Below are 24,030 nucleotides of genomic sequence, written 5' to 3'. Positions count from 1 at the left end.
ATATTTTGACGAATGATATCAAAAATAAACGATTTTTGATATAGTATTTACTAGAATGAGAAAAGGTTGAGGTGTACATCATGCCACAATTCTTCCTGAATAAACGTTTGATCATTCTGCTCGTCAGTGTCATCGTCCTTGTGGGATTAATCGGATTTTCTCTGCGGGAGCGAGATACCATCAGCTGGCCTGAGCAGTTTGTAAAAGATATGGTAGGATTCGGACAGTCATTGGTTTCAAAACCTGTTAACTATGTAGCCGGAGTTGTTGAAAACGTTCAAGATCTTCAAAATACATACACAGAAAACGAAAAGTTGAAAACGCGTTTAGATGAATTAGTGAAGCTTGAAACAAAGGTGAAAGACCTGAAACAAGATAATAATGAATTAAGGGCGGTCCTTGAAAAGAAGGAAGACCTTCGTGCCTATAACACGATTCAAGCTACCGTCATTGCAAGGAATCCTGATCGCTGGCAAGAGCTCCTGACGATTGATAAAGGAGAAGTGAACGGGATTAAATCAGACATGGCCGTCATTTCATCGGCTGGATTGATCGGAAAGATTAAAAGCGTAAATGAATTTTCATCTACGGTTGAATTAATTTCGACCAATAATACAAAAAACCGGATTTCCACTGTGATACAAGGGAAAGAACAAGACATCAACGGGTGGATCGAAGGGTACGACAGTGATAAAAAAGAAATTTTGGTTAAACGGATTTCCAACGATATGAAAGTCGACAAAGGCTCTAAAGTGATGACCTCGGGACTTGGAGGCGTATTTCCTAAGGGGCTGGTCATCGGGGAAGTGAAAGAAGTAAAGCCGGATCAATACGGGTTGACTCAAACGGCATATGTAAAGCCTGCTGCTGATTTCTACCACCTAGAGCACGTCATGGTCATCGACCGTGACATTCAGGGTGTGACGGAAAAGGAAGCGGATGCTGAGGAGGATGGCAATGATCAGTAGGCTCCTCCTTCCGTTTATGACTCTGCTTTTCTTTTACAGTGAGAGTTTATTTGTTCATCTTTTTCCAAATGAAGAGTGGTTTGATCAGAAAATCATTGTTCCACATTTTCTGATTATTGTGCTGTTCTTTATTTGTGCGTTTTATCAGTACCGCACTGCCTTGCTTTATGGTTTCATCTTTGGCTTTCTATTCGATATTTACTACACAGAGATCAATGGCATTTACTTAGTGCTCTTCCCATTTGTCATCTTTTTATCTCATCAGATGATGAGGATTCTACATAATAACCTCTTTGTATTGGGAATGATCTCACTTGTGAATCTTTCCGTCTTGGAGTTTTTGGTGTATCAAATCAATTTAATTATCCAACGGACTGATTTGACGTTCATGCAGTTCGTGGACTGGCGTTTGTGGCCGACATTGGTCCTTAATATATTGTTTTATATAGTTGTGGCATTTCCACTCAGGAACTATCTTCTCCGAAAACGGAAAGAGTGGCTGGATGAATAAATTCTATTAGTAATTTTTTCATAAAAAGAGGAAATGGCACTGCTTATGTCGAATTTAATAGACGACTGAGGTGAAAAATTGCGCCATGAATAAAAAGCCAAATGTGATGATAAAAGGAACAAAAGAAGGACTGACTCTTCATCTCAATGATCAATGCTCCTTTCATGAGTTAAAGAAGGAATTGGACGATAAGCTGTCTGCACAATACCGGGAAACAGAAGGGACTCCCCTGCTCACGGTCAATATTCAAACAGGAAATCGCTACCTGACGGATGATCAAGTGGAAGAGTTGAAAGAGATCGTAAGACAAAAACGTAATTTAGTAGTGAATGAAGTATGGAGTAATGTGATTACAAAGAATGAAGCAGAGAAACTCATAGATGAACGAAATATAGAAACTCTAACCGGCGTGATCCGGTCGGGACAAGTCGTTGAGGTATCAGGAGACATCCTTATCGTCGGCGATGTCAATCCTGGCGGAAAAGTGCTGGCTGGAGGGAATATTTACATATTGGGTTCGTTAAAAGGAATTGCCCATGCCGGTCACAACGGAAACCAGGAGGCAGTCATCGTGGCATCCCAAATGGTTCCGTCCCAGCTCCGGATAGGGGATTCCCTGAACCGGGCACCTGATCGGGTGGAAGAAGACGATGAGCACGAAATGGAATGTGCCTATGTCGACGATCAGGGGCAAATTGTTGTAGATCGATTACAAGTTTTAAAGCATCTTAGACCAAATATTACTAGTTTTAAAGGAGGAAGCTAATGTGGGTGAAGCCATAGTTGTTACTTCAGGTAAAGGTGGAGTGGGAAAGACGACTACTTCTGCCAATGTTGGTACAGCATTAGCTCTACAAGGCAAAAAGGTTTGTTTAATTGATACAGATATCGGTCTCAGAAACCTGGATGTGGTGATGGGACTCGAAAACAGAATCATTTATGACTTAGTAGACGTTGTAGAGGGCCGCTGTAAAGTACACCAAGCTCTGGTAAAAGATAAGCGTTTCGAGGATAAACTATTTTTACTGCCAGCTGCACAAACAAGTGATAAATCCGCTGTTAACCCCGAGCAAATGAAGAAGCTAGTAGTAGATTTAAAGCAAGACTATGATTATATCATCATTGATTGTCCCGCTGGGATCGAGCAGGGGTATAAGAATGCTGTGGCGGGTGCCGATCGTGCGATTGTCGTCACGACACCTGAAATTTCAGCTGTACGGGATGCGGATCGAATCATCGGTTTGCTGGAGAAAGAAAATATTGAACCACCGAAACTCGTCATTAACCGAATACGCAATCATATGATGAAAAATGGTGAAATGTTGGATGTGGATGAAATCACAGCCCATCTTTCCATCGATCTTCTTGGTATTGTTGCCGACGACGATAATGTCATCAAATCTTCCAATAAAGGTGAGCCCATCGCTCTTGATTCAACAAGCAGAGCCTCCATTTCCTACCGGAATATTGCCAGACGAATCCTGGGTGAATCCGTTCCGTTACAGTCTTTGGAAGAAGAACGGGCAGGCGTCTTTTCAAGAATTAAAAAATTATTCGGTGTAAAAGCATAAGAATCCATTCAGTCCCGGTAAAGCGCTTCTGAGCGTTTTACCGGGACTTTTTTATTGTCTCCATGAATATTCTTTCAGGACAAGTCATACATTGTAGCAAATCATGTGTATTCGAATGGCTCTCTTTTTTATATGGATCTAACATCCCTTGTCCCTCATCATGACCAGACCCATTTAGTATAGAATCACTCTTGAACAGGGTGGTGCAAAGACGTTTATGAAACAATACCTTATATAAAGGAATGGTGTACATGGGGAATCGTGCGGATGAAATACGCAAGCGGATAGCGAAACGAAAGAAAACCAATCCAGGCCAGAACTCTTCATTTATTCTCCCGTCGGACGAGGAGCGCTATGGAATGGAACGCCAGACAAGCTTTGAAGGGGGACCTCCACCTGAAGGGGTGCATCCGTTATTTAAAAAGGAAACCTTTATGCTTAAGATACTTGGAGCGGGAATCATGGTATTAGTGACGGCTATTATGTTTAAAAGTCCCTCACCCGTCTTCAATGAAGCGAAATCGGTCGTCACGAAAACCATGGATACAGAATTCCAGTTTGCCGCGATTTCCACGTGGTATGAGGACCAATTTGGAAAACCATTAGCGTTATTACCGACAAGTAATACCAAGAAAGAATCCTCAACTACGCAAAGTGCGGAATATGCCGTACCTGCTTCGGGGAAGGTCGTTGAAAATTTCAAAACCAATGGACAAGGCATCATGCTTGAAACGGGCTTAGGTGAAGATGTAGCGGCGATGAAGGGGGGCTTGATTATATTTGCAGGTAAGAAAGAGGAGCTTGGGAACACAGTCGTCATTCAACATGCAGACAAATCAGAATCCTGGTATGGTCACCTCGAATCGATTGATGTGAAACAGTATGAATCGATCGAGAAGGGTTCTCTTGTAGGCAAGGTTTCCACCAGCAGCCAGAACGATGTGACAGGAGAGTTTTATTTCGCGATTAAAATGGGTGATACATTTATCGACCCGATACAGGTGATGTCATTTGAATAATATCATTTCACTTTTGAAAAAATTTCATGTGCACCCTTTGCTTTGGCTCGTCATAGCCATTGCGATTATGACGGCTCACTTTTTTGAACTGATACTGCTTCTCTTCATCATTACGATCCATGAGTTGGGACATGGACTGATGGCCCATTCTTTTTCTTGGAGAGTCAAGAAAATCGCCCTGTTGCCATTTGGAGGGGTTGCGGAGATGGATGAGCATGGAAACCGTTCTTTACGGGAGGAGTTCTGGGTGGTGGCTGCGGGTCCCTTGCAGCACATATGGCTCATAGCCTCAGGTTGGGGGCTTATGGAGACCGGCGTGATCAGCCCGGACTCATTTTCACTTTTTTTTCAGCTGAATATGATGGTGCTGCTGTTTAATCTTCTTCCCATTTGGCCATTGGACGGCGGGAAGATGATTTCGTTACTTTTAGCCACGAAGCTTAATTATTTGAGAGCGTATGAATACACACTTCTCTTTTCTTTTGGTTTATTATTGCTGTTCCACCTGATTGTACTCATCATCGCTCCCCTTCATTTGAATCTGTGGATCGTTCTTTCGTTCCTGTACTTTTCATTATGGGTGGACTGGAAACAGAGGCGGTATGCGTTTATGAAGTTTTTGTTAGAGCGGTATTACGGGAAGAGTCATCAATTTGTGGAACTGCGGCCCCTTCCCATTGAAAGCGAAGATTCCATCATTACAGTAGTGGAAAAGTTTCAGCGGGGGGTAAAGCATCCCCTTGTTGTCTTTGAAAAAGGAATTGAAGTAGGGAAGCTGGATGAAAATGAGCTCCTTCACGCCTTTTTTGCCGAAAAGATGACCTCTGCAAAAACGAAGGACCTCCTCTACCTTTATTGACGAATGAAGACGAACTGTATAAAGTAAGGACATACTGGTAAAAGGGTTGGGATCAACCCTTTTTTCTTATGACTTTTTTCGTGGAAAAGGGGTTTTCGGTGTGGAAGAAATCATTGTACACAGTAAGAGCAGGGAAAAGCGGTGGGTATACCGATCAGACCATGAAATCATTGGATTATATACATATCAGCCTGGAGAGGAAAGCTTAACAGGCAATATTTATCTTGGAAGAGTCGTCAAGGTCCAAAAAGGGCTGGGTGCGGCATTTGTAGATTTTGGCGGTGGGAAAAATGGCTATCTTCATGAAAAGGACTTTCCGCAGAACGTGGAGGCATATCATGCCGGGAACGATCCTCATCCCATTGGGAAGTGCGTGCATGAAGGGCAAAAAATCATTGTGCAGGTCATGAAGGATGAGATGGGTTCGAAGGGTGCAAGGTTGACGGCCGTGATCGAGCTTAAAGGGGAACATCTTGTGTACATGCCACAAGGGTACTATGTGGCGGTATCTAAAAAAGTGGATGATGAAAACAGGAAGGTCTTAAGACGCTTAGGGAATGAGTGGAAAGAGCCGGAAGAAGGCATTGTGATGCGCACCAATGCCGTGGAAGTGAGAGAAGGAATGTTACAAGAGGAGCTGCACTCATTACGTTCAAGATATGAAAGCCTGGAAAGGGTGTCCCTGAGAGCCAAATGTCCTTCCCTTCTATCCCGGCAGGATACTTTCTATGAGGATATCCATGAACAACTGAAAAAGGGGAGCGGAGGGAAGATTGTAGTCGATGACTATGATAGTCTTCTTCATTTAGAAGAAGTGAGCGGAGCCGGAATAAAAGATAAGTGGACCTTCGAACTCTATCAAGGTCAGGAAAATGTTCTTCGTCATTATCACGTTGCCTCTGTATGGGAGAACGTACTGAAAAAAGTGGTATGGCTCGATAATGGAGCATTTATCGTCATTGAGTCAACAGAAGCCATGACCGTTGTGGATGTGAATTCAGGGAAGTTTACGGGTAAAGACGATTTGGAACAGACTATTTTACAAACTAATAAACTGGCGGCGAGAGAAATGGCGAAGCAACTCACACTTCGGAATTTGAGTGGCATGATTCTCATCGACTTTATCGATATGAAAAAGGAAAGCCACAAACAGGAAGTGATGGATGCACTTTCAGATGCGTTAGTATCGGATAAGCAGCGCACGACGATCGTAGGCTTTACATCCCTTGGCATTCTTGAATTGACGCGAAAGAGAACCCGTCAGCCCCTGTCTGCCTACTTGACTCGCCCTTGCTCGGTATGTCATGGTACAGGGAGAGAAATGACGCCTGAGACGCTTGCATTCCAGCTTGAACGGGAGCTGTGGGAAATGCAGTCAATGGATGGATCCCTCATTGAAGTGGAAGCGACCGGGGAAGTCGCAACCGTTTTTTCCGGGCATCAGAACGTTCACCTTCAAAGATTGCAAAAAGCGTTGAGTAAAGAAATCAAAATCAAAGAAATCACTCATGAACATCCTTATTATCATGTAACAAAGTTAATATGATTTTCTTGATTGTTATTGACAGTACATCGATTTTTATGATAGGATTCTAATGTTATTGATTGTAGCACCCGTGCTACAACCGCTCATTACAGGTACACAAGTGTGGAGCAATCCAACACCTGTCATTGGCGAGTCTGAGTTTATAAGGAGGTGCGATTATGTACGCAATTATCGAAACAGGTGGTAAGCAAATCCGTGTAGAAGCTGGTCAAGCAATCTACATCGAAAAGCTTAACGGAGAACAAGGCGATACGGTAACTTTTGACAAAGTTCTATTCGTTGGTGGCGACGATGTGAAAGTGGGAAGTCCGTTAGTGGATGGAGCTACTGTAACAGCGAAAGTTGAAAAGCAAGGCCGCGCGAAAAAGCTTGTAGTATTCAAATACAAAGCGAAAAAGAACTACCGTCGTAAGCAAGGTCACCGTCAACCTTACACTAAAGTTGTCATTGACGAAATCAACGCGTAAGGCGTGAGATTATGATTAACGTTTACGTAGAGCGTTCATCGGGGAAAAGAATCCGTTCTTTCTCTATGGATGGACATGCTGATTTTGCCGAAAATGGGCAAGACATTGTTTGTGCAGGTGCTTCTGCTGTTTCATTCGGCAGTATTAATGCCATTATGGCGTTAACAGGTGTAGAACCGTCCATCGAGCAATCCTCTGATGGTGGATATCTTCGCTGCGTCATCCCTGATGACCTTCCGGAAGAAACGGAGAGCAAGATACAGCTGCTACTGGATAGCATGCTTATCAGCCTCCAGACGATTGAAAGAGACTATAGTGAATTTATTAAAATAACCTTCAAAAAGTAGGAGGTGGAACAGATGTTAAGATTAGACCTTCAGTTTTTTGCGTCCAAAAAAGGAGTAGGTTCGACTAAGAATGGTCGTGACTCTATCTCAAAGCGCCTTGGTGCTAAGCGTGCAGACGGTCAAATGGTTTCTGGTGGATCAATTCTTTACCGTCAACGCGGTACGAAAATTTATCCAGGCCTAAACGTCGGCCGTGGCGGCGACGATACACTTTTCGCTAAAACCGACGGTGTTGTTCGTTTCGAACGCATGGGTCGTGACAAGAAAAAAGTGAGCGTATACCCAGTTGCGAATGAAGCTTAATCGCATATCTTTAACGAAAACTCTAACCGACTTTCGGTTAGAGTTTTATTTTTATCAGGGATATAGGTGATGGCTCGGGCTTGATTTTCATTCACCCACCAATTTTACAGAAACAATATACGCGAGAGTCTCATCTTTGATATACTTACAGGTAGCAATTAAAGTATAGGGGTTAGATTATGAGCGAAAATTGGGGTGTAGTCGAAGCGTTAAGGCATGCTCGCCACGACTGGATGAATGATTTGCAATTAATAAAAGGCAACTTGGATCTTGATCGCGTGGAGCGGGCAAAGCAAGTGATCGAGGAAATGGTCCTCGTTGCACAAAATGAGTCGAAGCTATCGAATTTAAAGCTTCCATTATTGGCAGAATGGATATTAACCTATAATTGGTCAAGACATTTGATTAAGCTGGATTTTGAAGTCCTTCAATCGGAGTCATCACACGGGCTTGAAGATCGAAGTCTTTACAACTGGTGCAAGGAGTTTCTTCAATTCCTTGAATCAAATGTAATGAACAATGTAGAAAATCAATTATCCATCTTACTGGACATTACAAAAGAACAATCCCGTTTTATATTTGATTTCACAGGCATACTAAAGAGTACAAGCATGGTGGAAGACTGGATAAAGAATCAACGAACAAACGGAGAAAATATAGAAATAGAACAACTTCAAGAAGGGGTTCTTGTCATTCATGTAGTCGCCCGATGAGGCGATTTCACGGATAAGTTAGGAGTGAAAGTATGTTTATAGATCAGGTCAAGGTTTATACAAAGGGCGGTGACGGCGGAAACGGTATGGTTGCCTTCCGTCGTGAGAAATATGTACCTAAAGGTGGTCCCGCCGGAGGAGATGGCGGTCACGGTGCAGACGTTATTTTTGAAGTGGAAGAAGGACTAAGAACCTTAATGGATTTCCGCTATCAACGTCATTTCAAAGCACCTCGTGGAGAGCACGGGATGAGTAAGAATCAGCACGGACGCAATGCGGAAGATATGGTTGTAAAGGTTCCACCCGGGACAGTCGTGAAGGACGATGATACAGGTGAAACGATTGCCGACCTTGTGCAGCACGGCCAGCGTGCAGTGATTACGAAAGGTGGCCGCGGTGGACGAGGGAATTCCCGATTCGCCACGCCTGCCAACCCTGCTCCTGAGCTTTCTGAAAAAGGGGAGCCGGGACAAGAACGCTATATCGTAATGGAATTAAAGCTACTGGCTGATGTTGGCTTGGTAGGATTCCCAAGCGTTGGGAAATCCACATTGCTTTCAGTTGTTTCAGCAGCGAAGCCAAAGATTGCTGCATACCATTTCACAACGATCGTTCCTAATTTAGGAATGGTGGAAACGGGAGATGGTAGAAGTTTTGTTATGGCTGACTTACCTGGATTAATCCAGGGAGCACATGAAGGCGTTGGACTCGGTCATCAATTCCTTCGTCACATTGAACGTACACGTGTTATTGTTCATGTGATCGATATGAGTGGAATTGAAGGCAGAGACCCGTACGAGGACTATCTGACAATTAATGAAGAGCTTAAGCAATACAATCTTCGTTTAACAGAAAGACCTCAAATCATCGTTGCCAATAAAATGGACATGCCTGATGCAGAAGAGAATCTGAAGATCTTCAAAGAAAAAATTCAGGAAGATTATCCTATCTTCCCGATCTCAGCGGTCACTCAGCAGGGGTTAAGTGAACTTCTATATGCCGTAGCAGATAAAGTGGAAACAACGTCTGAGTTCCCTATTCATGAAGAAGAAGAAACCGGAATTCACCGTGTACTTTATAAGCATGAAGAAGAGGAAAAAGAATTCGAAATCACACGTGATCCAGATGGAACATTCGTTGTGGGCGGTGCGAAAATCGAGAGACTATTCAAGATGACTGACTTCTCACGTGAAGATTCGGCAAGACGTTTCGCCAGACAGCTACGTTCGTATGGTGTAGATGATGCGCTTCGTGAACGTGGTGCCAAAAATGGCGATACGATCCGTTTAATAAAATATGAATTCGAGTTTGTAGATTAAGTTTCATCCTTCATCTATTTCAGACAGATAGCATTGTCGGCTTTTATAAGCGGACGATGCTCTACAATAGTAAGCTGAGAGGTTTTCTTAGGGGCTTGATCTTTGCCCCTGGCCTCTCGAGCAAGACAATTGGAGGAATAGTCATTGGGGAAAAAATTTCAAGAGGGCAAGTTTTATTTAGTACGTGAAGATGTTCTGCCCGAAGCGATGAAGAAAACCCTGGATGCGAAAGAATTGATTGAAAGAGGCAAGGCCGACTCAGTATGGGAAGCGGTCCATCGGGTTGATTTAAGCCGTAGTGCCTTTTATAAATATCGTGATACTGTGTTTCCGTTTCACACCGTGGTGAAGGAGAGAATCATCACGCTATTCTTCCATCTGGAAGATCGTTCAGGAACGTTGTCTCATTTACTCAGTGAAACAGCCAAGCATGGTTGCAATATTTTAACGATACATCAGACGATCCCTTTGCAAGGAAGAGCGAATGTCACGCTATCACTGAATGTGACAGACCTTACGATAGGATTGGAAGACTTACTTTCAAAGCTGAGACGATTAGAATTTGTGGAAAAAGTAGAAGTGTTAGGTTCAGGTGCCTGATGCTTCTTTTTTTTTGCTTAAAAACTCTTCCGCTTTGATGCTGGACGTGTTAGAATGTTCAATAAATTTGGTGAGTGTGAGAGGAAGATCAGAGTGAAAATTGCTTATTTAGGACCCCAGGCTTCCTTTACAGATTTAGCTGTCAAGAAGGCATTTCCAGAACAAGATACGGTGCCATATGTAACGATTCCTGATTGCATTGAAGCGGTGATAGAAAATGAGGTCGATTATGCCGTTGTTCCTTTGGAAAATGCCTTGGAAGGCTCGGTACATATTACAGTCGATTATTTGTTTCATGAAGCGGATTTAGCGATTACAGCAGAATTGACATCCGCGATTCAGCAGCACTTAATGATACATCCGGAATGGACCGATAGTGAAGAACCGATTCGAAAAATTCTTTCCCATTCCCACGCATTGGCACAGTGCCATAAATTTTTACATAAGCAGTTTCGTGGCGTTTCTTTAGAACAAACGACCAGCACGGCAGCCGCAGCTAAATTCGTGAGTGAGAACCCTGATGCATTTCTAGGGGCGATCGGAAACGAGTTGGCAGCTGAAAGATACGGGTTAAAGATCCTGCATGAAAACATTCATGATTTTGCCTATAATCACACAAGGTTCATCGTTTTACATAAGACGGCCGATTCCTTGTCGCTTCCCCAGGAAAAAACGATGGAGAAGACGACCTTGATGGTGACTCTCCCGAAAGATCGATCAGGAGCGCTCCACCAGGTATTATCAACCTTTGCCTGGAGACAATTGAACTTAAGTAAAATTGAATCCAGACCGTTGAAAACAGGGTTAGGGGATTATTTCTTCTTGATAGATGTGGCTCACGAAATGGATGATGTGCTACTGCCGGGAGCGATCAGTGAAATGGAAGCCCTCGGATGCAAAGTGAAAATGATCGGAACGTATTCTTCTTATTTATTGGATAATTGAACAGTGAAAAGGCAGATTTCCAATTGGAAATCTGCCTTTTTTATTAATACTGAATTAAAAACCCTGCTTCCTGAAGGGCATTTTCTGCTTTTTCCAGCGTTTCTTCATTTGGAGCCATTAATGTATGTAAATGAACTCCGTCTGTTAGTTCCGATAGAAAGGAAGCTCCTGTATCCTCAATTTTGTTCATGAATTGTTCTACCTCTTTACGGTTTGAAACCATGATCGAAGCGGTTAGATCTCCGTAAACGCCGTGTTCGATCTTTACATCTTTAACCGTCACGCCGTGATCGACAAGTAAGAATAGTTCTTCTTCTGATCGTTCAGGCGTGTGCTGGCAGGCAACCGTGCGTTCAATCAGCGTTTCCTGATTGGAAGCTGGCATGTACAGATAGCCTTGACTGGTTGCAATGATGGGTTCTCCTTTTGCTTTCAGCAATGTGATGTCACTTACGATGACTTGACGGCTGACATTGGTCTGTTTAGCGAGATCTCCACCTGTTACAGGAGCTTGTTTTGTGATTAATTTATTGAGGATCCATTGTCTTCTCTCATCCCCAAGGATCTTTTTTCCTGCCAAAGGTATCTCCTCCGTCCCCGATTTTATATAGGAAATCATACCACAACTCGTTCTTCAAGTTAAGGAAGATACGTGAGCCGCGTGGATTTCAGAAAAAGTTTCTACCAATGCTTCTACGTGTTCTTCACTCGTATCTCTTCCGAATGAAATCCGGATGAATTCTTTTCCGGCTCTCTGCCCGACTCCCATACTGGTCAATGTCTTAGACATATCCTGTGATCCTGCCGCGCACGCACTGCCTGTGGAAATGCCCATACCACGCCTGTTGCATTCGAGCATGAGCCATTGACCCTCCAGGCCGTGAATCCCAAGTCCGACAACATGTGGCAGCTGAGCGGGTGCAGGCCCTTCATAGAGGGTGTAAGTGCCCGACAGTTGTTCTTCTAATCGAGATAAGAAATGTGCTCTCAACCGACTAAAATGCGGTGTTGAAAAGGATTCGTGACACATACCTGCGGCGGTCACGAATCCCGCTATCCCCGGCAGATTCACCGTTCCTCCCCTGAATCCGTCTTCATGAGTCTGTCCCGGGATCATGGGAGATACGTCCAGGGAAGGATTGATATAAAGAGCGCCGACTCCCTTTGGTCCATAAATTTTATGAGAAGAGAGTGTGAAGCTGTCGACGATGGAAGTGAATTCCGTGATGTCCATTTTCCCGAAGGATTGAACCATATCGCTGTGCAGGAAAATGTCACGGTTTTTCAATAGATTCTTAATGTCGTGCAGTGGCTGGATCGTACCGATTTCTCCGTTGACGTGTCCGATGCTGACAACGGTCGTGTCTTCTGAAATCGATTCTTCTAATTTTTGAAGGTCGATCAATCCTTGAGAGGTGAAAGGGATTTTCGTAACGGCAAAGCCAAACTGCTCAAGAAAAGCCGCTGAGGAATGCAGGGATGAATGTTCTGCTCCACCCAGGATGATGTGTTTTCCTTTCGCTTGTCGGCTTAGTGCGAGTGTGACAAGGGCTAAATGATTACCCTCTGTCCCCCCGGAAGTAAAGTATATTCCTTTAGGAGGGACCCCAAGCATTCCCGCCAATTTTTCTCTGCATTTAGTCAGTAGAAGCTGTGCTTTTCCGCCAATGTCATGAAGACTGCTCGGATTTCCCCAGAACTCCTCACTGACTGTTTGAACCACATGTAAACTTTCAGGATCTATAGGGGTTGTAGCGGCGTAATCAAAATAGTTCATCATGTAACCTGCCTTTAAAAATAGTCTGAATATATGAGTCTGGTAAAAAACTCTTGTCATTAGTTTAAATATGTGTAAATATATGTGTCAAGACACCTGTAAATAATCAGGAGGGTTTTTGATGAAAAAAACCGATATTATCATCGTAGGAAGTGGCATTGCCGCCTTGCAATTGGCACGTCAGCTTCAACATCATTTTTATGTGATGATTATCACAAAGGATAAAATCAAAAGTGGTAACTCTTACCTCGCTCAAGGCGGGATTGCGGCACCTTTAGGACTGAAGGATTCTGTAAATGCTCATTTTAAAGATACATTGGAAGCAGGACGCTATCATCAGGATGAAGACGGTGTGAATCAACTCATAACAGATGGAAAGAGAATCGTACAATCACTGGTGGATGAAGGAGCACCCTTCGATCGAAAAGAGGATGGAAGTCTTTCTCTGGGGATGGAGGGGGCACATAGTGCACATCGCATCCTGCATAGTGGTGGAGATCAAACGGGTAAATATTTAGTGAAGTATTTGTTGAAATCCCTTTCAAAGGAAAAGGTCGAATTCATTGAAGGGGAAATGGTTTACGAGCTTGTAAAAGATGACAAGGGCCATTGCTGTGGGGTGAAAACGAAGGATAAGAGTGATTCAATCCGCTATTACTATGCTTCCCATGTCGTTCTCGCCACAGGAGGAATCGGCGGGTTATATTCCTCTACATCCAATCATCCAGCTGTGGCGGGTGATGGAATGGCGCTTGCCTTTCTTGCAGGGGCAAAGCTGTCAGATATGGAATTTATTCAGTTTCATCCGACCCTGCTTTGGCAGGACGGGAAAACATGCGGTCTTATTTCAGAGGCCGTGAGAGGGGAAGGTGCCCTTCTGTTAAATGATAAGGGGGAAAGGATCATGGAGGGAGTCGATCCCCAACTTGAACTTGCCCCCCGGCATATTGTCGCTGAACGTATTTATAAGGAGCGGAAAAGGGGAAGGAACGTGTATCTGGATATTAGTAGAATAGAAGATTTCCAGGCGAAATTCCCTTCCATCTCCACTCTTTGCTTGAATCATAACATTTCCATCGAGGAAGGGATGATCCCTGTTTCCCCGGGATGCCACTTTATGATGGGAGGGGTCGTAACCGATCATGCGGGGAGAACGAATATCCCCGGGCTATATGCCATAGGGGAAGTTGCCTGCACCGGCATTCACGGGGCTAATCGACTGGCAAGCAACTCATTATTAGAAGGATTGGTATACGGTGATCGCCTGGGCAAATTTCTTATTCAAAAGGGAGTCAGCCGCTCACCTCAATTCCACTCCACATTCGACCAGATCAAAGAGGGGGAGTCCCTGAGTATCCCCTTTCCATCTGCTGATATAAAAGATGGCATGATGAATCGTGTCGGGATCATTCGGGAGGAAGATGGGCTGCTGGCTCATTTGAAGTGGTTAAAGGCACAGCCACTGACATTCCATGAGCTTCTTGATTTTAATTCACGTGAAGAAATTCACATATATTTCATGTGGATTGTAAGCCTGCTCGTGACCGAGTCCGCTTTATTAAGGAAGGAAAGCAGGGGAGGTCATATTCGATCAGACTTCCCTCATGAAGATAATGATCAATGGTTTAAACGAAAAATGGTTTTACAAAACAATGATGGCAGATTGAGGGTGGAATATCATGAACAAAATGAAACTAAAATCTATGCTTGAAGAGTTTTACCGTGAAGATCTGGGTGATGGAGATCTCTCTTCTGAAATTCTGTTTTCTCAAGACGAGGGAGGATCTTTTTCATTCCTGATGAAAGAGAACGGAATATTTTGTGGGAAAGATGTGATCGAGCTTGGGTTCGGGCTCTTCCATCCATCCATCCAAACAAGTGTGTTCATTGAAGATGGAGAAAGGGTCGAAACGGGACAATTGATTGCTGAAATCAGAGGTCCTATGAGGGATCTTCTCCAGGCTGAACGAGTTGTCCTTAATTTGATTCAGCGCATGAGCGGTATTGCCACCGAAACCCATCGAGCCGTACAGCAGGTGAAAGGCAGTGGAGTTCGATTATGTGATACACGGAAAACAACTCCCGGATTAAGGATGCTTGAGAAGTATGCTGTAAGGACCGGAGGAGGATTCAATCACAGAAATGGCCTTTATGATGCCGTCATGCTGAAAGATAATCACATTTCATTTGCGGGATCGATTACAAATGCTGTGAAAAAGGTGAAAAGTCACATTGGTCATATGGTGAAGGTAGAAGTGGAAATCGAAACTAGGGAGCAATTAGTGGAAGCGATCGAAAGCGGAGCAGATGTCATTATGTTCGATAACTGTAGTCCAGAGGCGATCCGGGAGTGGATCCCCCTTGTTCCCTCTCATATCGTGACGGAAGCATCGGGTGGGATCACGAGGGAAAGTCTCAGTGCTTATGCAGAGACAGGTATTCAATATATTTCCCTCGGGTACTTGACACATTCGGTGAAATCACTTGATATCAGCGCAAGAGTAAGAATAGCGAAAGGGGTATGAATATGGGTTTGCTGGATGAATTAACAAAAGAAACGGGTGTTTTGCCTGAATCGATTACAAACCTCACAACGGAAGAAATGGAAAACAGGGTGAGGGAAATTAAGTTTCAATTAGGAAAGAAGCTCTTTATTCCAGGGCATCATTATCAAAAAGATGAAGTGATCCAATTTGCTGATGCCGTCGGGGATTCTCTTCAACTTGCCCAAATATCCGCTCAAAATAAAGAGGCGGAATTCATTGTGTTTTGCGGGGTCCATTTTATGGCCGAAACGGCAGATATTCTAACGGATGAAAATCAAGTTGTCATCCTACCCGACATGAGGGCGGGGTGTTCCATGGCAGATATGGCAGATATTTATCAGACGGAAAAGGCATGGATCAAACTGACGGAGCAATTCGGTGATACAATCATTCCCCTCACGTATGTCAATTCGACCGCAGCAATCAAAAGCTTTGTTGGAAAGAATGGAGGAGCTACGGTTACGTCATCGAATGCACATAAAATGGTCGAATGGGCATTAGGGCAGAAGGAACGGATTCTCTTCTTACCTGATCAACACTTAGGACGTAACACCGCGGCTGATCTTGGTGTTTCTTTAAGTGAAATGGCAGTCTGGGATCCGATTAGAAACGAGCTGATCCATGATGGTGACTTTGCTGGTGTGAAAGTGATTCTATGGAAGGGCCACTGTTCCGTACATGAAAATTTCACAGAGAAGAATATTGAGGGAATCCGGAAGAATCACCCTGACATGAAGATCATCGTTCATCCTGAATGTCGCCGTGAAGTGGTGGAGAAATCAGATTTTAATGGAAGCACGAAATATATTATAGAAACGATCGGCCAGTCGGCTCCAGGGTCTTCCTGGGCGATTGGAACAGAGATGAATCTCGTGAAAAGACTGATCAATCAACATCCCGATAAGACAATTGTGTCCCTAAATCCATATATGTGCCCCTGTTTAACGATGAATCGCATCGATTTACCCCATTTAGTATGGTCCTTGGAAAAGATTATGGAGGAAAAACCAGAAAATATCATTAAAGTGGATGAAGATACTTCAAGAAATGCAATTTTCGCTTTAGAACGCATGTTAGTCCGTGCTTAATGAAGCTGAATAATAATAACGGCCAAGCCGAAATATACCGTCCCATCGCATGGGACGGTATATTTTTTTTGAATCACTCATAAGTTTTTATGTAGATGATTAGCAATTTGCCTATCTTTTCATAGGATATATAGACTTATGCCTGAGGAGGGAAAAAGAGTGAAAATCCATATTGTTCAAAAAGGGGATACTCTATGGAAGATCGCCAAGAAGTATGGCGTGAATTTCGAAGAGTTAAAACAGATGAATGCCCAGCTATCAAACCCTGACATGATCATGCCTGGCATGAAAATTAAAGTGCCGACTACAGGCGGATCCGTAAAGAAAGAGACACAGATCAAATACGGTTCCAAGGAAATGCCAAAGAAGGAGATGCCTAAAGCAGAGCATCCGTTCAAAGAGCAGAAGCCTATGGCCATGCCAGTCGAAGAGCCAAAGAAAGAAAAGCCGAAAGAAGTACAAAAGCCATTTGCACCTAAAATGCCTCAACCAGTAGTGCCGGAAATTGATATTAACAACTACTACATGATGAATATGGCGAATATGCAAATGCAACAGCCGATGCAGCAACCAAAGCAGCAAGCAAAGCCAAAACCAAAACCTCAAACGCCGCCTAAACCTACTAATGTACTTCCAAAAGCAAAAGAACAGCCAAAGCCAAAACCGAAACAAGAAGCCGTTCAAGGTATTCAAGAAGAAGAAAGCTTACAAATGCCATCTCAACCACAAGGAGGGAACACCCAGCCTATGTTTAACCCAAATAATTGCGTACCCGTATCACCGGTAATGCCAGGATCAGGTTTCTGTCCACCACATGGATGGGGGATGCAGCCAGGAGGATATGGAATGCCGATGGGCCAAGGAATGCCGATGGGCCAAGGAATGCCAATGGGACCTGGAAGCGGGGTTCAGGGTGCTTCCATGATGCCTGGAATGCAGCAGATGCCAATGATGCCGCAAATGGGGTATGAAGAAGAGTCTTCATCTGTCATGCCATACATGCCGCATGGTCAAATGCCAATGCAGCAGCCGATGCAAATGCCGATGCATATGCAGCAGCCGATGCAAATGCCAATGCAACAACCAATGGGTCAGCCGTCCGGAGTAATGGGTGTGTCAGATGAAAATGGCTATCCATCCGTTCAAATGCCGCAACAGGTTTCACCGGCCATGATGTATCCTCAGAACTGCTATCCAGTCTCTCCTGTCATGCCGGGACCGGGATTCCAGGGTGGAATGCCAGGAGGTTATCCAATGGGGCCAGGAGGTCAAGTTCAGGGAGCAATGTCAGAAGAGTCTCCTTCTTCGATGTATGGACAACAAATGCCGATGGGCCAGCCATCAGGAGTGATGGGAGCCCAAATGGGTGGTCAGATGCCGATGGGTCAGCCGCCAGGAGTAATGGGAGCCCAAATGGGTGGTCAGATGCCAATGGGTCAGCCGTCAGGAGTAATGGGAGCAAGCGACCAAGGTGATTGCGGATGCGGTGCACCTCAAGGATATGGGCCGATGATGCATCATCCAATGATGCAACAGCAAATGCAACAACAAATGCCTCAAGGAATGCAGCAACAACCATACGGCTTCGGACCGGGAATGATGGGGCAGGGAATGCCTGGCCAAGGAATGCCTGGCCAAGGAATGCCGATGGGACCCCAAGGTCAGGGGATGGGCATGCCAATGGGACCTCAAGGAATGTTTGGTCCAAGAGCATTTTCCATGCCGAACTTCAATGACGATGACTTTGAGGGCTAACATGCATGTACGAGGGGACGATTATTCACATCGTCTCCTTTCTTATTTACAATCTAAGTTAAACGATCCCGGAGCATCTCTTAAAATGTTAAAAGAAGGAAAATGGAAGCTCAAAAGCAATGGAAGAAAGTGGTTTGTGAAAAGATTTCCAAATCAACTGAGATTCTTACATCAGGAACGGCTGATTTCAACGTTGTTAAGGGAAAATTTTTATCACGTTCTGCCGTTTCATCCTATTCATGAGCGGGAGATATTATTATTTGAAGGTTCTACGATCGGTATTACCACATGGTTAGAAACGTCCCGGACCATCCGTTATGATGAACCTGAAGATCGGGAAGATGCCTTAAAGGTCCTGAAAAAATTTCATTCAGTATCGAAAAAGATCAACCATTCATGGACAACTGAAATTCCACGGTACAAATGGTTGAAAAAATGGAAAAAAAGAATGATGCAGTTTCAATATAATCTTCCCTATTTGCAAGCCTTCATTCAACCTTATTATTTGTATACGTATTTAGAATGGGGGAAGTGGGCACTGAAAGAATTAAAATCAATCGACATCGATGAGTATGGAAAATGCATTACTCATGGAGATGTAGCACATCATAACTTCTTAAGAGGAAGAAACGGGATGGTGTATATGATTGACTTTGATTTAATGTCACTTTCTACAGAGTTAACAGATGACCTGCAGTTTTGCAACCGGATTCTGCCTTATTTAAATTGGTCTCTAAGTGACGTCAAACTCCTGACACCATTCAAATCATACGAGGATGAGCTCATCTTTTATCTTGGTTTAATGTATCCATCAGATGTGTTTCGCGAGTGGAATCGATTCATCCGTGAAGATCAATCTTATAAGCAGCGTGTGTGGGGTTACTTAATCAATTTAACCCTTCATCAATTTTCGCAGCGAATGCAATTCAATCAAGAGCTTCATGGAGAAGTGAAAAGGATCAATACCCAATTGTAGGGGATGTCTCCAAACTTTGACCCGAATGAAAGGTGAGCCCCTTTCACAACCTAATGGTGAGCAGAAGATATGCTCAAGTATTGGGTTGAAGGAGGAATCACCATTGAATAAACGATTATTCATGGTACCATTAACAGCCGTCATGACATTGGGCCTTGCTGCATGTAATAGTGGAGAAGAAGAAGCCCAAGATCGCTATACAGACTCCTATGAACCCCTCGGCTTCTATTCAAACGAAGGCCACGGTGGAGATAAGGGAGATGAGAGGGACGGACCTCTAACGGAAATGTATGATCACTCTGTCGGGAAAGAAGGGCAGGACATCCGACATAAGAAACGAGATTTCCTTCAAGTGAAGGATGAAAATGGAAATCCCCAAAATCCTTCAAGACCACTCGCTGACAATGACGAGAATTTCATGGCCCAAGACGGCCGTGCAAGCCATGGTGATGCGAATTATCACGGTCATCTTGATGACAATACGCGAAATGCGAAGAGATCTTATTATACAGCTTATGAAGGTGACCTAGCGGAGAAAATTGGCGATGTCACAGGAAAAGTTGAAAATGTAAGTGACGTTCGTGCGGTAGCTTATGGTTCTGATGTCCTGATTGCTGTAGAGCTTGATGACCATAGCAAGATAGAAGAAACGAAAACCAGAGTAAAAAAAGCCGTACAGCCATATCTTCATGGAAGAACCGTTTCGGTCGTGACCGATGAAGGAACCTTCAGTCGGGTCAGAAACATTGACAATGATTTACGTGACGGCGGCCCAAGAGAAGGAATTAACTTTGATATGCACGATATGTTTAAGTCAGTAAAGCATCGTATCAATGAATAAGCAGGGTGAGACTACTTAAAGAGTTTAATCTCTTTGGTAGTCTTTTTTTGTTCTTCAAAGTTCACCTTTTTGAGTGGGGAATGTAGAAACATCACTCCTTGAGGTCCGTCCCCCTGAAATAATTCACTCCAGACTGGATATTCTTAGCATGGTTTGGCAAGACTAGTGGATAGAGCGTTACATAATTTAAGTTCGAGGTGATCACGATGACGATTAAGGTTCGAATCGTGTTTATGGTGATGTTGTTAATAGGTGCTTTTTACTTCACATTCTTTTATACAGAAGAGAAGCAGGCTGCTGATGGAGGCGGGTTGAATGAAACACCTGCAGAGGTTGCGTCCGCCCATACCATCACGGTGATACTGGAAAGAGTATATCTGGATGGTGAGGTCAGTGAGGAAATCGTTCAGGAAACGATTTGGAGCATGGAAGACTTCTGGGCTGCATACGAGGATTGGCAGCTGATGGATATGACGGAAGAACAGGTCGTGTTTCAAAAACAGATGGATGATATATCCCCTCTCCTAAAAACCAATGGATATTTCGGTATATCCGATAATGGTGTTCTATCCATTTTTAATGGAAAACCGGGACAGGCAGAGATTATTCAATCCTTCTTCCAGATTGATGTAGAGAAGCTTGAAAGTAAGCGTCATGATGATTTAGTCAAGGGCATCCCCATTAAGTCGAAGCAGGAATATGAAGAGGTACTCGAACAATTTAAAGCGTACTCCGTCCCTAAATAAGAGTGAAAAACCAGTGAGGATACCACTGGTTTTTTTATCGTTGAATTCTTCCCTGCCCAAGCTTTTCACAATCTGATTAAATTAGAACAAGTGTTTCTTTTTTGTCTCTCTTTCCCATCACTTCAAATAGTGATATGATACAATAGGTTTTATATGACTTATGAACATGGTATTAAAGGCTTTAGATAATTAGTGATAGTGGGAACAAGGAGAGAATGTAATGTATGAATATATAAAAGGGACAGTGACTCAAGTGGGTCCCGAGTACGTAGTGGTGGAGAATAACGGGATCGGGTATCAGTTGTATACGGCAAATCCGTTTGTTTATTCTAAATATCAAAATCAAGAGATTCAGATTTTTACATATCAGCATGTGCGTGAAGACCTTATTGCCCTATATGGCTTTCTGGCAATGGAAGAAAAATTGCTATTTATGAAACTATTAAACGTTTCAGGAATTGGTCCCAAAGGAGCTTTAGCGATTTTGGCATCGGGTGCCCCCCAGCAGGTAATCACCGCCATTGAAGAAGAGAATGAGAGTTTCCTGACGAAGTTTCCCGGTGTGGGTAAGAAGACAGCACGTCAGATGATCCTGGATTTAAAAGGGAAGCTTCAGGATGTTGTGCCTGATTATTTTCCAAGTTTATTCTCGAATCCAGAGGAGGCAGAAGTGTCCTCAGGGAAGGATGAGGCATTTGATGAAGCGATTCTTGCTCTTAAAGCCCTAGGCTATTCTGAACGTGAAATCAAGAAAATCACTCCAAAGTTAAAAGGAGAAGGGCATACCTCAGACGAAATCATCAGGAAAGCTCTTCAGCTCCTATTGAAATAAGTGGATTCCATGAAGGGAGGAAGTCTGGATGGAAGAAAGAATCGTATCAGGCGAATCAGAGTTAAATGAAGATTCCTTTGAATATTCCTTGCGTCCTCAGACAATAAAACAATATATTGGGCAAGATAAAGTAAAGCATAATCTGGAGGTTTTCATTGAGGCGGCAAAGATGCGTCAGGAAACCCTGGATCATGTTCTTCTTTACGGCCCACCAGGATTGGGGAAAACAACCCTCGCTGCTGTCATTGCAAATGAGATGGGCGTAAACCTGCGCACCACATCCGGCCCTGCTATTGAGAGACCGGGAGATTTAGCTGCCGTCCTGACAGCACTGGAGCCCGGAGATGTGTTGTTCATCGATGAAATCCATCGTTTGCCTCGGGCGATCGAAGAGGTTCTTTATCCGGCAATGGAAGACTTTTGTCTGGATATTGTCATAGGGAATGGTCCGAGTGCCCGGTCCGTTCGTTTAGACCTTCCGCCTTTCACACTCGTGGGAGCGACGACCCGCGCCGGTGCATTGTCAGCCCCTCTACGTGACCGATTTGGAGTTTTATGCCGTTTGGAATATTATAATGAGGAACAGTTGAATGAAATTGTTCAGCGGACAGCCGCGATATTAAATACAAAGATCGAAGCGACTGCATCTGAAGAGTTGGCCAAGAGGTCAAGGGGGACCCCGCGTATCGCCAATCGGTTACTCCGAAGGGTGAGGGATTTTGCTCAGGTGAAGGGCAATGGGGAAATTACGACCAACCTTTCAAGGGAAGCCCTCGAGCTTCTTCAAGTTGACAAACTGGGCCTTGATCATATTGACCATAAGCTTCTTAAGGGCATCATCGAGCGATTTAGGGGCGGGCCGGTAGGACTTGATACAATCGCAGCGAGTATCGGGGAAGAGTCCCACACGATTGAAGATGTATACGAGCCATACCTCTTGCAAATCGGGTTTATTCAACGTACTCCAAGAGGGAGGATCGTCACTCATCTTGTGTATGAACATTTCCAGTTGGAGGTGCCAAACAATTGACGGGATTGCCTAAGCTACTAATGATTATAGGTGGAATCATTCTTATTATCGGATTCCTGATGCAATTTATCAAAATAGGTAAGCTTCCTGGAGACATTATTATTAAAAAAGAAAACACAACATTTTATTTTCCACTTATGACTTCTATTCTGTTAAGTGTTATACTTTCCGTTGTCTTTTATTTAATTGGGCGATTTAAATAGGAATCATGGGTGAGATTTAAATAAGCTAGGTGACAAATTGTGAAAGTAGAAGATTTTGATTTTCATTTACCGGAAGAACTGATTGCCCAGACTCCTCTGGAGAATCGTTCCGAGAGTAAACTGATGTTGTTGGATAAAAAGGATGGATCCATTGATCATCTCCATTTTAAAAATATCGTGGATTTCCTTCACGAAGGGGATTGTCTCGTTTTAAATGACACAAGAGTACTACCTGCACGTCTTTTTGGACAAAAAGGAGATACGGGCGCCAATATTGAAGTGCTTCTTTTGAAACAAGAGGATGGAGACCAGTGGGAGACGCTAGTAAAGCCTGCGAAACGAATTCGCGTAGGTACGGAGATCGTCTTTGGAGACGGAAAGTTAAAAGCAACCTGTGTGGGTTTAAAAGAGCATGGGGGAAGGATTCTTGAATTCCATTACGAAGGGATCTTCTACGAGGTTCTTGATGAACTGGGAGAAATGCCCCTGCCTCCATATATTCGCGAGCGGTTGGAAGAACAGGACCGCTACCAAACCGTATTTGCAAGGGAAAGAGGATCAGCGGCAGCTCCGACGGCCGGTCTTCACTTTACGGAAGAACTGTTGGAAGAACTGAAAGCAAAGGGTGTACATATTGCGTTTATTACCCTTCATGTGGGGCTGGGTACGTTCAGACCGGTTTCCGTCGATACGATCGAGGAACATGATATGCATGCTGAGTTCTATCAGGTATCTGAAGGGACTGCCCGTCTTTTGAACGATGTGAAAGCAAAGGGAGGCCGTATCGTAACAGTCGGAACAACGTCGACACGAACCCTCGAAACCATTGCTTCAAAACACGGAACCTTTGTAGAAGAAAATGGCTGGACCAATATTTTCATTTATCCCGGATATGAGTTTAAAGGAATCGATGGATTGATTACCAATTTCCATCTTCCGAAATCAACCCTGATCATGCTCGTCAGTGCCTTTGCAGGACAGGAAAACGTGATGCATGCCTATGAAACGGCCGTAAAAGAACAATACCGCTTCTTCAGCTTTGGAGATGCGATGTTTATTAAGTAATAC

The 24,030-nt window shown here is 43.8% G+C and carries 27 protein-coding genes and 1 other annotated feature; of the genes, 25 read left to right on the top strand and 2 right to left on the bottom strand.

Annotation, left to right across the window (positions count from 1 at the left end; genetic code table 11):
• The first annotated feature begins 80 nt into the window (after positions 1-80).
• The 14 genes from mreC to pheA all read left to right on the top strand — a co-directional run bounded on the left by mreC (position 81) and on the right by pheA (position 11,168).
• Complete coding sequence (mreC, locus tag ACOSV2_RS09750; RefSeq protein ID WP_324744700.1) at positions 81-968, top strand: rod shape-determining protein MreC; 888 nt, start codon at positions 81-83, stop codon at positions 966-968.
• Positions 958-1,479, top strand: a complete 522-nt coding sequence (mreD, locus tag ACOSV2_RS09745) for a rod shape-determining protein MreD (RefSeq protein WP_324744698.1) — start codon at positions 958-960, stop codon at positions 1,477-1,479. Before mreC ends, mreD begins: the two co-directional genes overlap by 11 nt.
• Positions 1,480-1,564: 85 nt before the next feature.
• Positions 1,565-2,245, top strand: a complete 681-nt coding sequence (minC, locus tag ACOSV2_RS09740) for a septum site-determining protein MinC (RefSeq protein ID WP_428974906.1) — start codon at positions 1,565-1,567, stop codon at positions 2,243-2,245.
• 1 nt (position 2,246) lies between these two features.
• Positions 2,247-3,050, top strand: a complete 804-nt coding sequence (gene minD, locus ACOSV2_RS09735; protein WP_324744696.1) for a septum site-determining protein MinD — start codon at positions 2,247-2,249, stop codon at positions 3,048-3,050.
• 251 nt (positions 3,051-3,301) lie between these two features.
• The gene (locus ACOSV2_RS09730) at positions 3,302-4,069 is read left to right on the top strand and encodes a peptidoglycan DD-metalloendopeptidase family protein (protein WP_428974905.1); all 768 of its coding nucleotides are present in this window, start codon (positions 3,302-3,304) and stop codon (positions 4,067-4,069) included.
• On the top strand, positions 4,062-4,928 hold the full coding sequence (locus tag ACOSV2_RS09725) for a M50 family metallopeptidase (RefSeq protein ID WP_428974904.1): 867 nt from the start codon (positions 4,062-4,064) through the stop codon (positions 4,926-4,928). The genes ACOSV2_RS09730 and ACOSV2_RS09725 overlap by 8 nt, the downstream gene beginning before the upstream one ends.
• A 100-nt stretch (positions 4,929-5,028) precedes the next feature.
• Positions 5,029-6,474 carry an Rne/Rng family ribonuclease gene (locus tag ACOSV2_RS09720; protein WP_428974903.1) on the top strand — a complete coding sequence of 482 codons (1,446 nt, stop codon included), beginning with the start codon at positions 5,029-5,031 and terminating at the stop codon, positions 6,472-6,474.
• Positions 6,475-6,541: 67 nt separating this feature from the next.
• Positions 6,542-6,620 (top strand) — a sequence feature (ribosomal protein L21 leader region).
• Positions 6,621-6,632: 12 nt separating this feature from the next.
• Entirely contained in the window at positions 6,633-6,941 is a 309-nt protein-coding gene (gene rplU, locus ACOSV2_RS09715; RefSeq protein WP_060670849.1) for a 50S ribosomal protein L21, read from the top strand.
• Positions 6,942-6,952: 11 nt separating this feature from the next.
• A complete protein-coding gene (locus ACOSV2_RS09710) occupies positions 6,953-7,288 on the top strand; it encodes a ribosomal-processing cysteine protease Prp (protein WP_428974902.1) in 336 nt (111 codons plus the stop codon).
• A gap of 12 nt (positions 7,289-7,300) precedes the next feature.
• A complete protein-coding gene (gene rpmA / locus ACOSV2_RS09705) occupies positions 7,301-7,591 on the top strand; it encodes a 50S ribosomal protein L27 (protein WP_034757227.1) in 291 nt (96 codons plus the stop codon).
• Positions 7,592-7,770: 179 nt separating this feature from the next.
• Entirely contained in the window at positions 7,771-8,304 is a 534-nt protein-coding gene (locus ACOSV2_RS09700; protein ID WP_428974901.1) for a Spo0B C-terminal domain-containing protein, read from the top strand.
• Positions 8,305-8,336: 32 nt separating this feature from the next.
• Positions 8,337-9,623: a GTPase ObgE gene (gene obgE, locus ACOSV2_RS09695; protein ID WP_397552078.1), complete on the top strand. Its 1,287-nt coding sequence runs from the start codon at positions 8,337-8,339 to the stop codon at positions 9,621-9,623.
• Positions 9,624-9,767: 144 nt separating this feature from the next.
• On the top strand, positions 9,768-10,223 hold the full coding sequence (locus ACOSV2_RS09690; protein ID WP_044339521.1) for an ACT domain-containing protein: 456 nt from the start codon (positions 9,768-9,770) through the stop codon (positions 10,221-10,223).
• A gap of 93 nt (positions 10,224-10,316) precedes the next feature.
• Entirely contained in the window at positions 10,317-11,168 is an 852-nt protein-coding gene (gene pheA / locus ACOSV2_RS09685) for a prephenate dehydratase (protein ID WP_428974900.1), read from the top strand.
• A 43-nt stretch (positions 11,169-11,211) separates the two neighbouring features.
• Here pheA and ACOSV2_RS09680 read toward each other — a convergent pair whose 3' ends face one another.
• Entirely contained in the window at positions 11,212-11,787 is a 576-nt protein-coding gene (locus tag ACOSV2_RS09680) for a transcription repressor NadR (protein ID WP_428974899.1), read from the bottom strand.
• A gap of 15 nt (positions 11,788-11,802) precedes the next feature.
• Positions 11,803-12,948, bottom strand: a complete 1,146-nt coding sequence (locus ACOSV2_RS09675) for an IscS subfamily cysteine desulfurase (protein ID WP_428974898.1) — start codon at positions 12,946-12,948, stop codon at positions 11,803-11,805.
• 118 nt (positions 12,949-13,066) lie between these two features.
• Here ACOSV2_RS09675 and nadB point away from each other — a divergent pair, with 118 nt between their 5' ends.
• The 11 genes from nadB to queA all read left to right on the top strand — a co-directional run bounded on the left by nadB (position 13,067) and on the right by queA (position 24,027).
• Positions 13,067-14,656, top strand: a complete 1,590-nt coding sequence (gene nadB / locus ACOSV2_RS09670; RefSeq protein ID WP_428974897.1) for an L-aspartate oxidase — start codon at positions 13,067-13,069, stop codon at positions 14,654-14,656.
• Positions 14,625-15,470, top strand: a complete 846-nt coding sequence (nadC, locus tag ACOSV2_RS09665; RefSeq protein ID WP_428974896.1) for a carboxylating nicotinate-nucleotide diphosphorylase — start codon at positions 14,625-14,627, stop codon at positions 15,468-15,470. The genes nadB and nadC overlap by 32 nt, the downstream gene beginning before the upstream one ends.
• A 2-nt stretch (positions 15,471-15,472) precedes the next feature.
• Positions 15,473-16,579, top strand: coding sequence for a quinolinate synthase NadA (nadA, locus tag ACOSV2_RS09660; RefSeq protein ID WP_428975098.1), 1,107 nt, complete (start codon positions 15,473-15,475; stop codon positions 16,577-16,579).
• Between the two features lie 159 nt (positions 16,580-16,738).
• Positions 16,739-18,334: a SafA/ExsA family spore coat assembly protein gene (gene safA / locus ACOSV2_RS09655; protein ID WP_428974895.1), complete on the top strand. Its 1,596-nt coding sequence runs from the start codon at positions 16,739-16,741 to the stop codon at positions 18,332-18,334.
• Position 18,335: 1 nt separating this feature from the next.
• A complete protein-coding gene (locus tag ACOSV2_RS09650) occupies positions 18,336-19,310 on the top strand; it encodes a phosphotransferase (protein ID WP_428974894.1) in 975 nt (324 codons plus the stop codon).
• Between the two features lie 103 nt (positions 19,311-19,413).
• Positions 19,414-20,151, top strand: a complete 738-nt coding sequence (locus ACOSV2_RS09645; RefSeq protein ID WP_397552087.1) for a YhcN/YlaJ family sporulation lipoprotein — start codon at positions 19,414-19,416, stop codon at positions 20,149-20,151.
• A gap of 206 nt (positions 20,152-20,357) precedes the next feature.
• Complete coding sequence (locus ACOSV2_RS09640; protein ID WP_397552088.1) at positions 20,358-20,897, top strand: BofC C-terminal domain-containing protein; 540 nt, start codon at positions 20,358-20,360, stop codon at positions 20,895-20,897.
• Between the two features lie 220 nt (positions 20,898-21,117).
• On the top strand, positions 21,118-21,729 hold the full coding sequence (gene ruvA, locus ACOSV2_RS09635; protein ID WP_397552089.1) for a Holliday junction branch migration protein RuvA: 612 nt from the start codon (positions 21,118-21,120) through the stop codon (positions 21,727-21,729).
• Between the two features lie 28 nt (positions 21,730-21,757).
• On the top strand, positions 21,758-22,759 hold the full coding sequence (ruvB, locus tag ACOSV2_RS09630; protein WP_324744679.1) for a Holliday junction branch migration DNA helicase RuvB: 1,002 nt from the start codon (positions 21,758-21,760) through the stop codon (positions 22,757-22,759).
• The gene (locus ACOSV2_RS09625; protein WP_324744677.1) at positions 22,756-22,962 is read left to right on the top strand and encodes a DUF2905 domain-containing protein; all 207 of its coding nucleotides are present in this window, start codon (positions 22,756-22,758) and stop codon (positions 22,960-22,962) included. The genes ruvB and ACOSV2_RS09625 overlap by 4 nt, the downstream gene beginning before the upstream one ends.
• Positions 22,963-23,001: 39 nt before the next feature.
• Entirely contained in the window at positions 23,002-24,027 is a 1,026-nt protein-coding gene (gene queA, locus ACOSV2_RS09620) for a tRNA preQ1(34) S-adenosylmethionine ribosyltransferase-isomerase QueA (protein WP_428974893.1), read from the top strand.
• Positions 24,028-24,030: the final 3 nt, after the last annotated feature.

The organism is Rossellomorea sp. DUT-2, assembly GCF_052665285.1.
Note: the sequence above shows the minus strand (reverse complement) of the source record. Positions and strands in the feature narration are given on the sequence as shown.

Coding starts and splice junctions, on each gene's coding strand:
- mreD (WP_324744698.1), top strand. CDS start 958: ATGATCAGTAGGCTCCTCCTTCCGTTTATGACTCTGCTTTTCTTTTAC.
- rplU (WP_060670849.1), top strand. CDS start 6,633: ATGTACGCAATTATCGAAACAGGTGGTAAGCAAATCCGTGTAGAAGCT.
- mreC (WP_324744700.1), top strand. CDS start 81: ATGCCACAATTCTTCCTGAATAAACGTTTGATCATTCTGCTCGTCAGT.
- minC (WP_428974906.1), top strand. CDS start 1,565: ATGAATAAAAAGCCAAATGTGATGATAAAAGGAACAAAAGAAGGACTG.
- ruvA (WP_397552089.1), top strand. CDS start 21,118: ATGTATGAATATATAAAAGGGACAGTGACTCAAGTGGGTCCCGAGTAC.
- rpmA (WP_034757227.1), top strand. CDS start 7,301: ATGTTAAGATTAGACCTTCAGTTTTTTGCGTCCAAAAAAGGAGTAGGT.
- nadB (WP_428974897.1), top strand. CDS start 13,067: ATGAAAAAAACCGATATTATCATCGTAGGAAGTGGCATTGCCGCCTTG.
- ACOSV2_RS09640 (WP_397552088.1), top strand. CDS start 20,358: ATGACGATTAAGGTTCGAATCGTGTTTATGGTGATGTTGTTAATAGGT.
- ACOSV2_RS09710 (WP_428974902.1), top strand. CDS start 6,953: ATGATTAACGTTTACGTAGAGCGTTCATCGGGGAAAAGAATCCGTTCT.
- nadC (WP_428974896.1), top strand. CDS start 14,625: ATGAACAAAATGAAACTAAAATCTATGCTTGAAGAGTTTTACCGTGAA.
- ruvB (WP_324744679.1), top strand. CDS start 21,758: ATGGAAGAAAGAATCGTATCAGGCGAATCAGAGTTAAATGAAGATTCC.
- ACOSV2_RS09675 (WP_428974898.1), bottom strand. CDS start 12,948: ATGATGAACTATTTTGATTACGCCGCTACAACCCCTATAGATCCTGAA.
- obgE (WP_397552078.1), top strand. CDS start 8,337: ATGTTTATAGATCAGGTCAAGGTTTATACAAAGGGCGGTGACGGCGGA.
- ACOSV2_RS09650 (WP_428974894.1), top strand. CDS start 18,336: ATGCATGTACGAGGGGACGATTATTCACATCGTCTCCTTTCTTATTTA.
- ACOSV2_RS09680 (WP_428974899.1), bottom strand. CDS start 11,787: ATGATTTCCTATATAAAATCGGGGACGGAGGAGATACCTTTGGCAGGA.
- ACOSV2_RS09700 (WP_428974901.1), top strand. CDS start 7,771: ATGAGCGAAAATTGGGGTGTAGTCGAAGCGTTAAGGCATGCTCGCCAC.
- ACOSV2_RS09730 (WP_428974905.1), top strand. CDS start 3,302: ATGGGGAATCGTGCGGATGAAATACGCAAGCGGATAGCGAAACGAAAG.
- nadA (WP_428975098.1), top strand. CDS start 15,473: ATGGGTTTGCTGGATGAATTAACAAAAGAAACGGGTGTTTTGCCTGAA.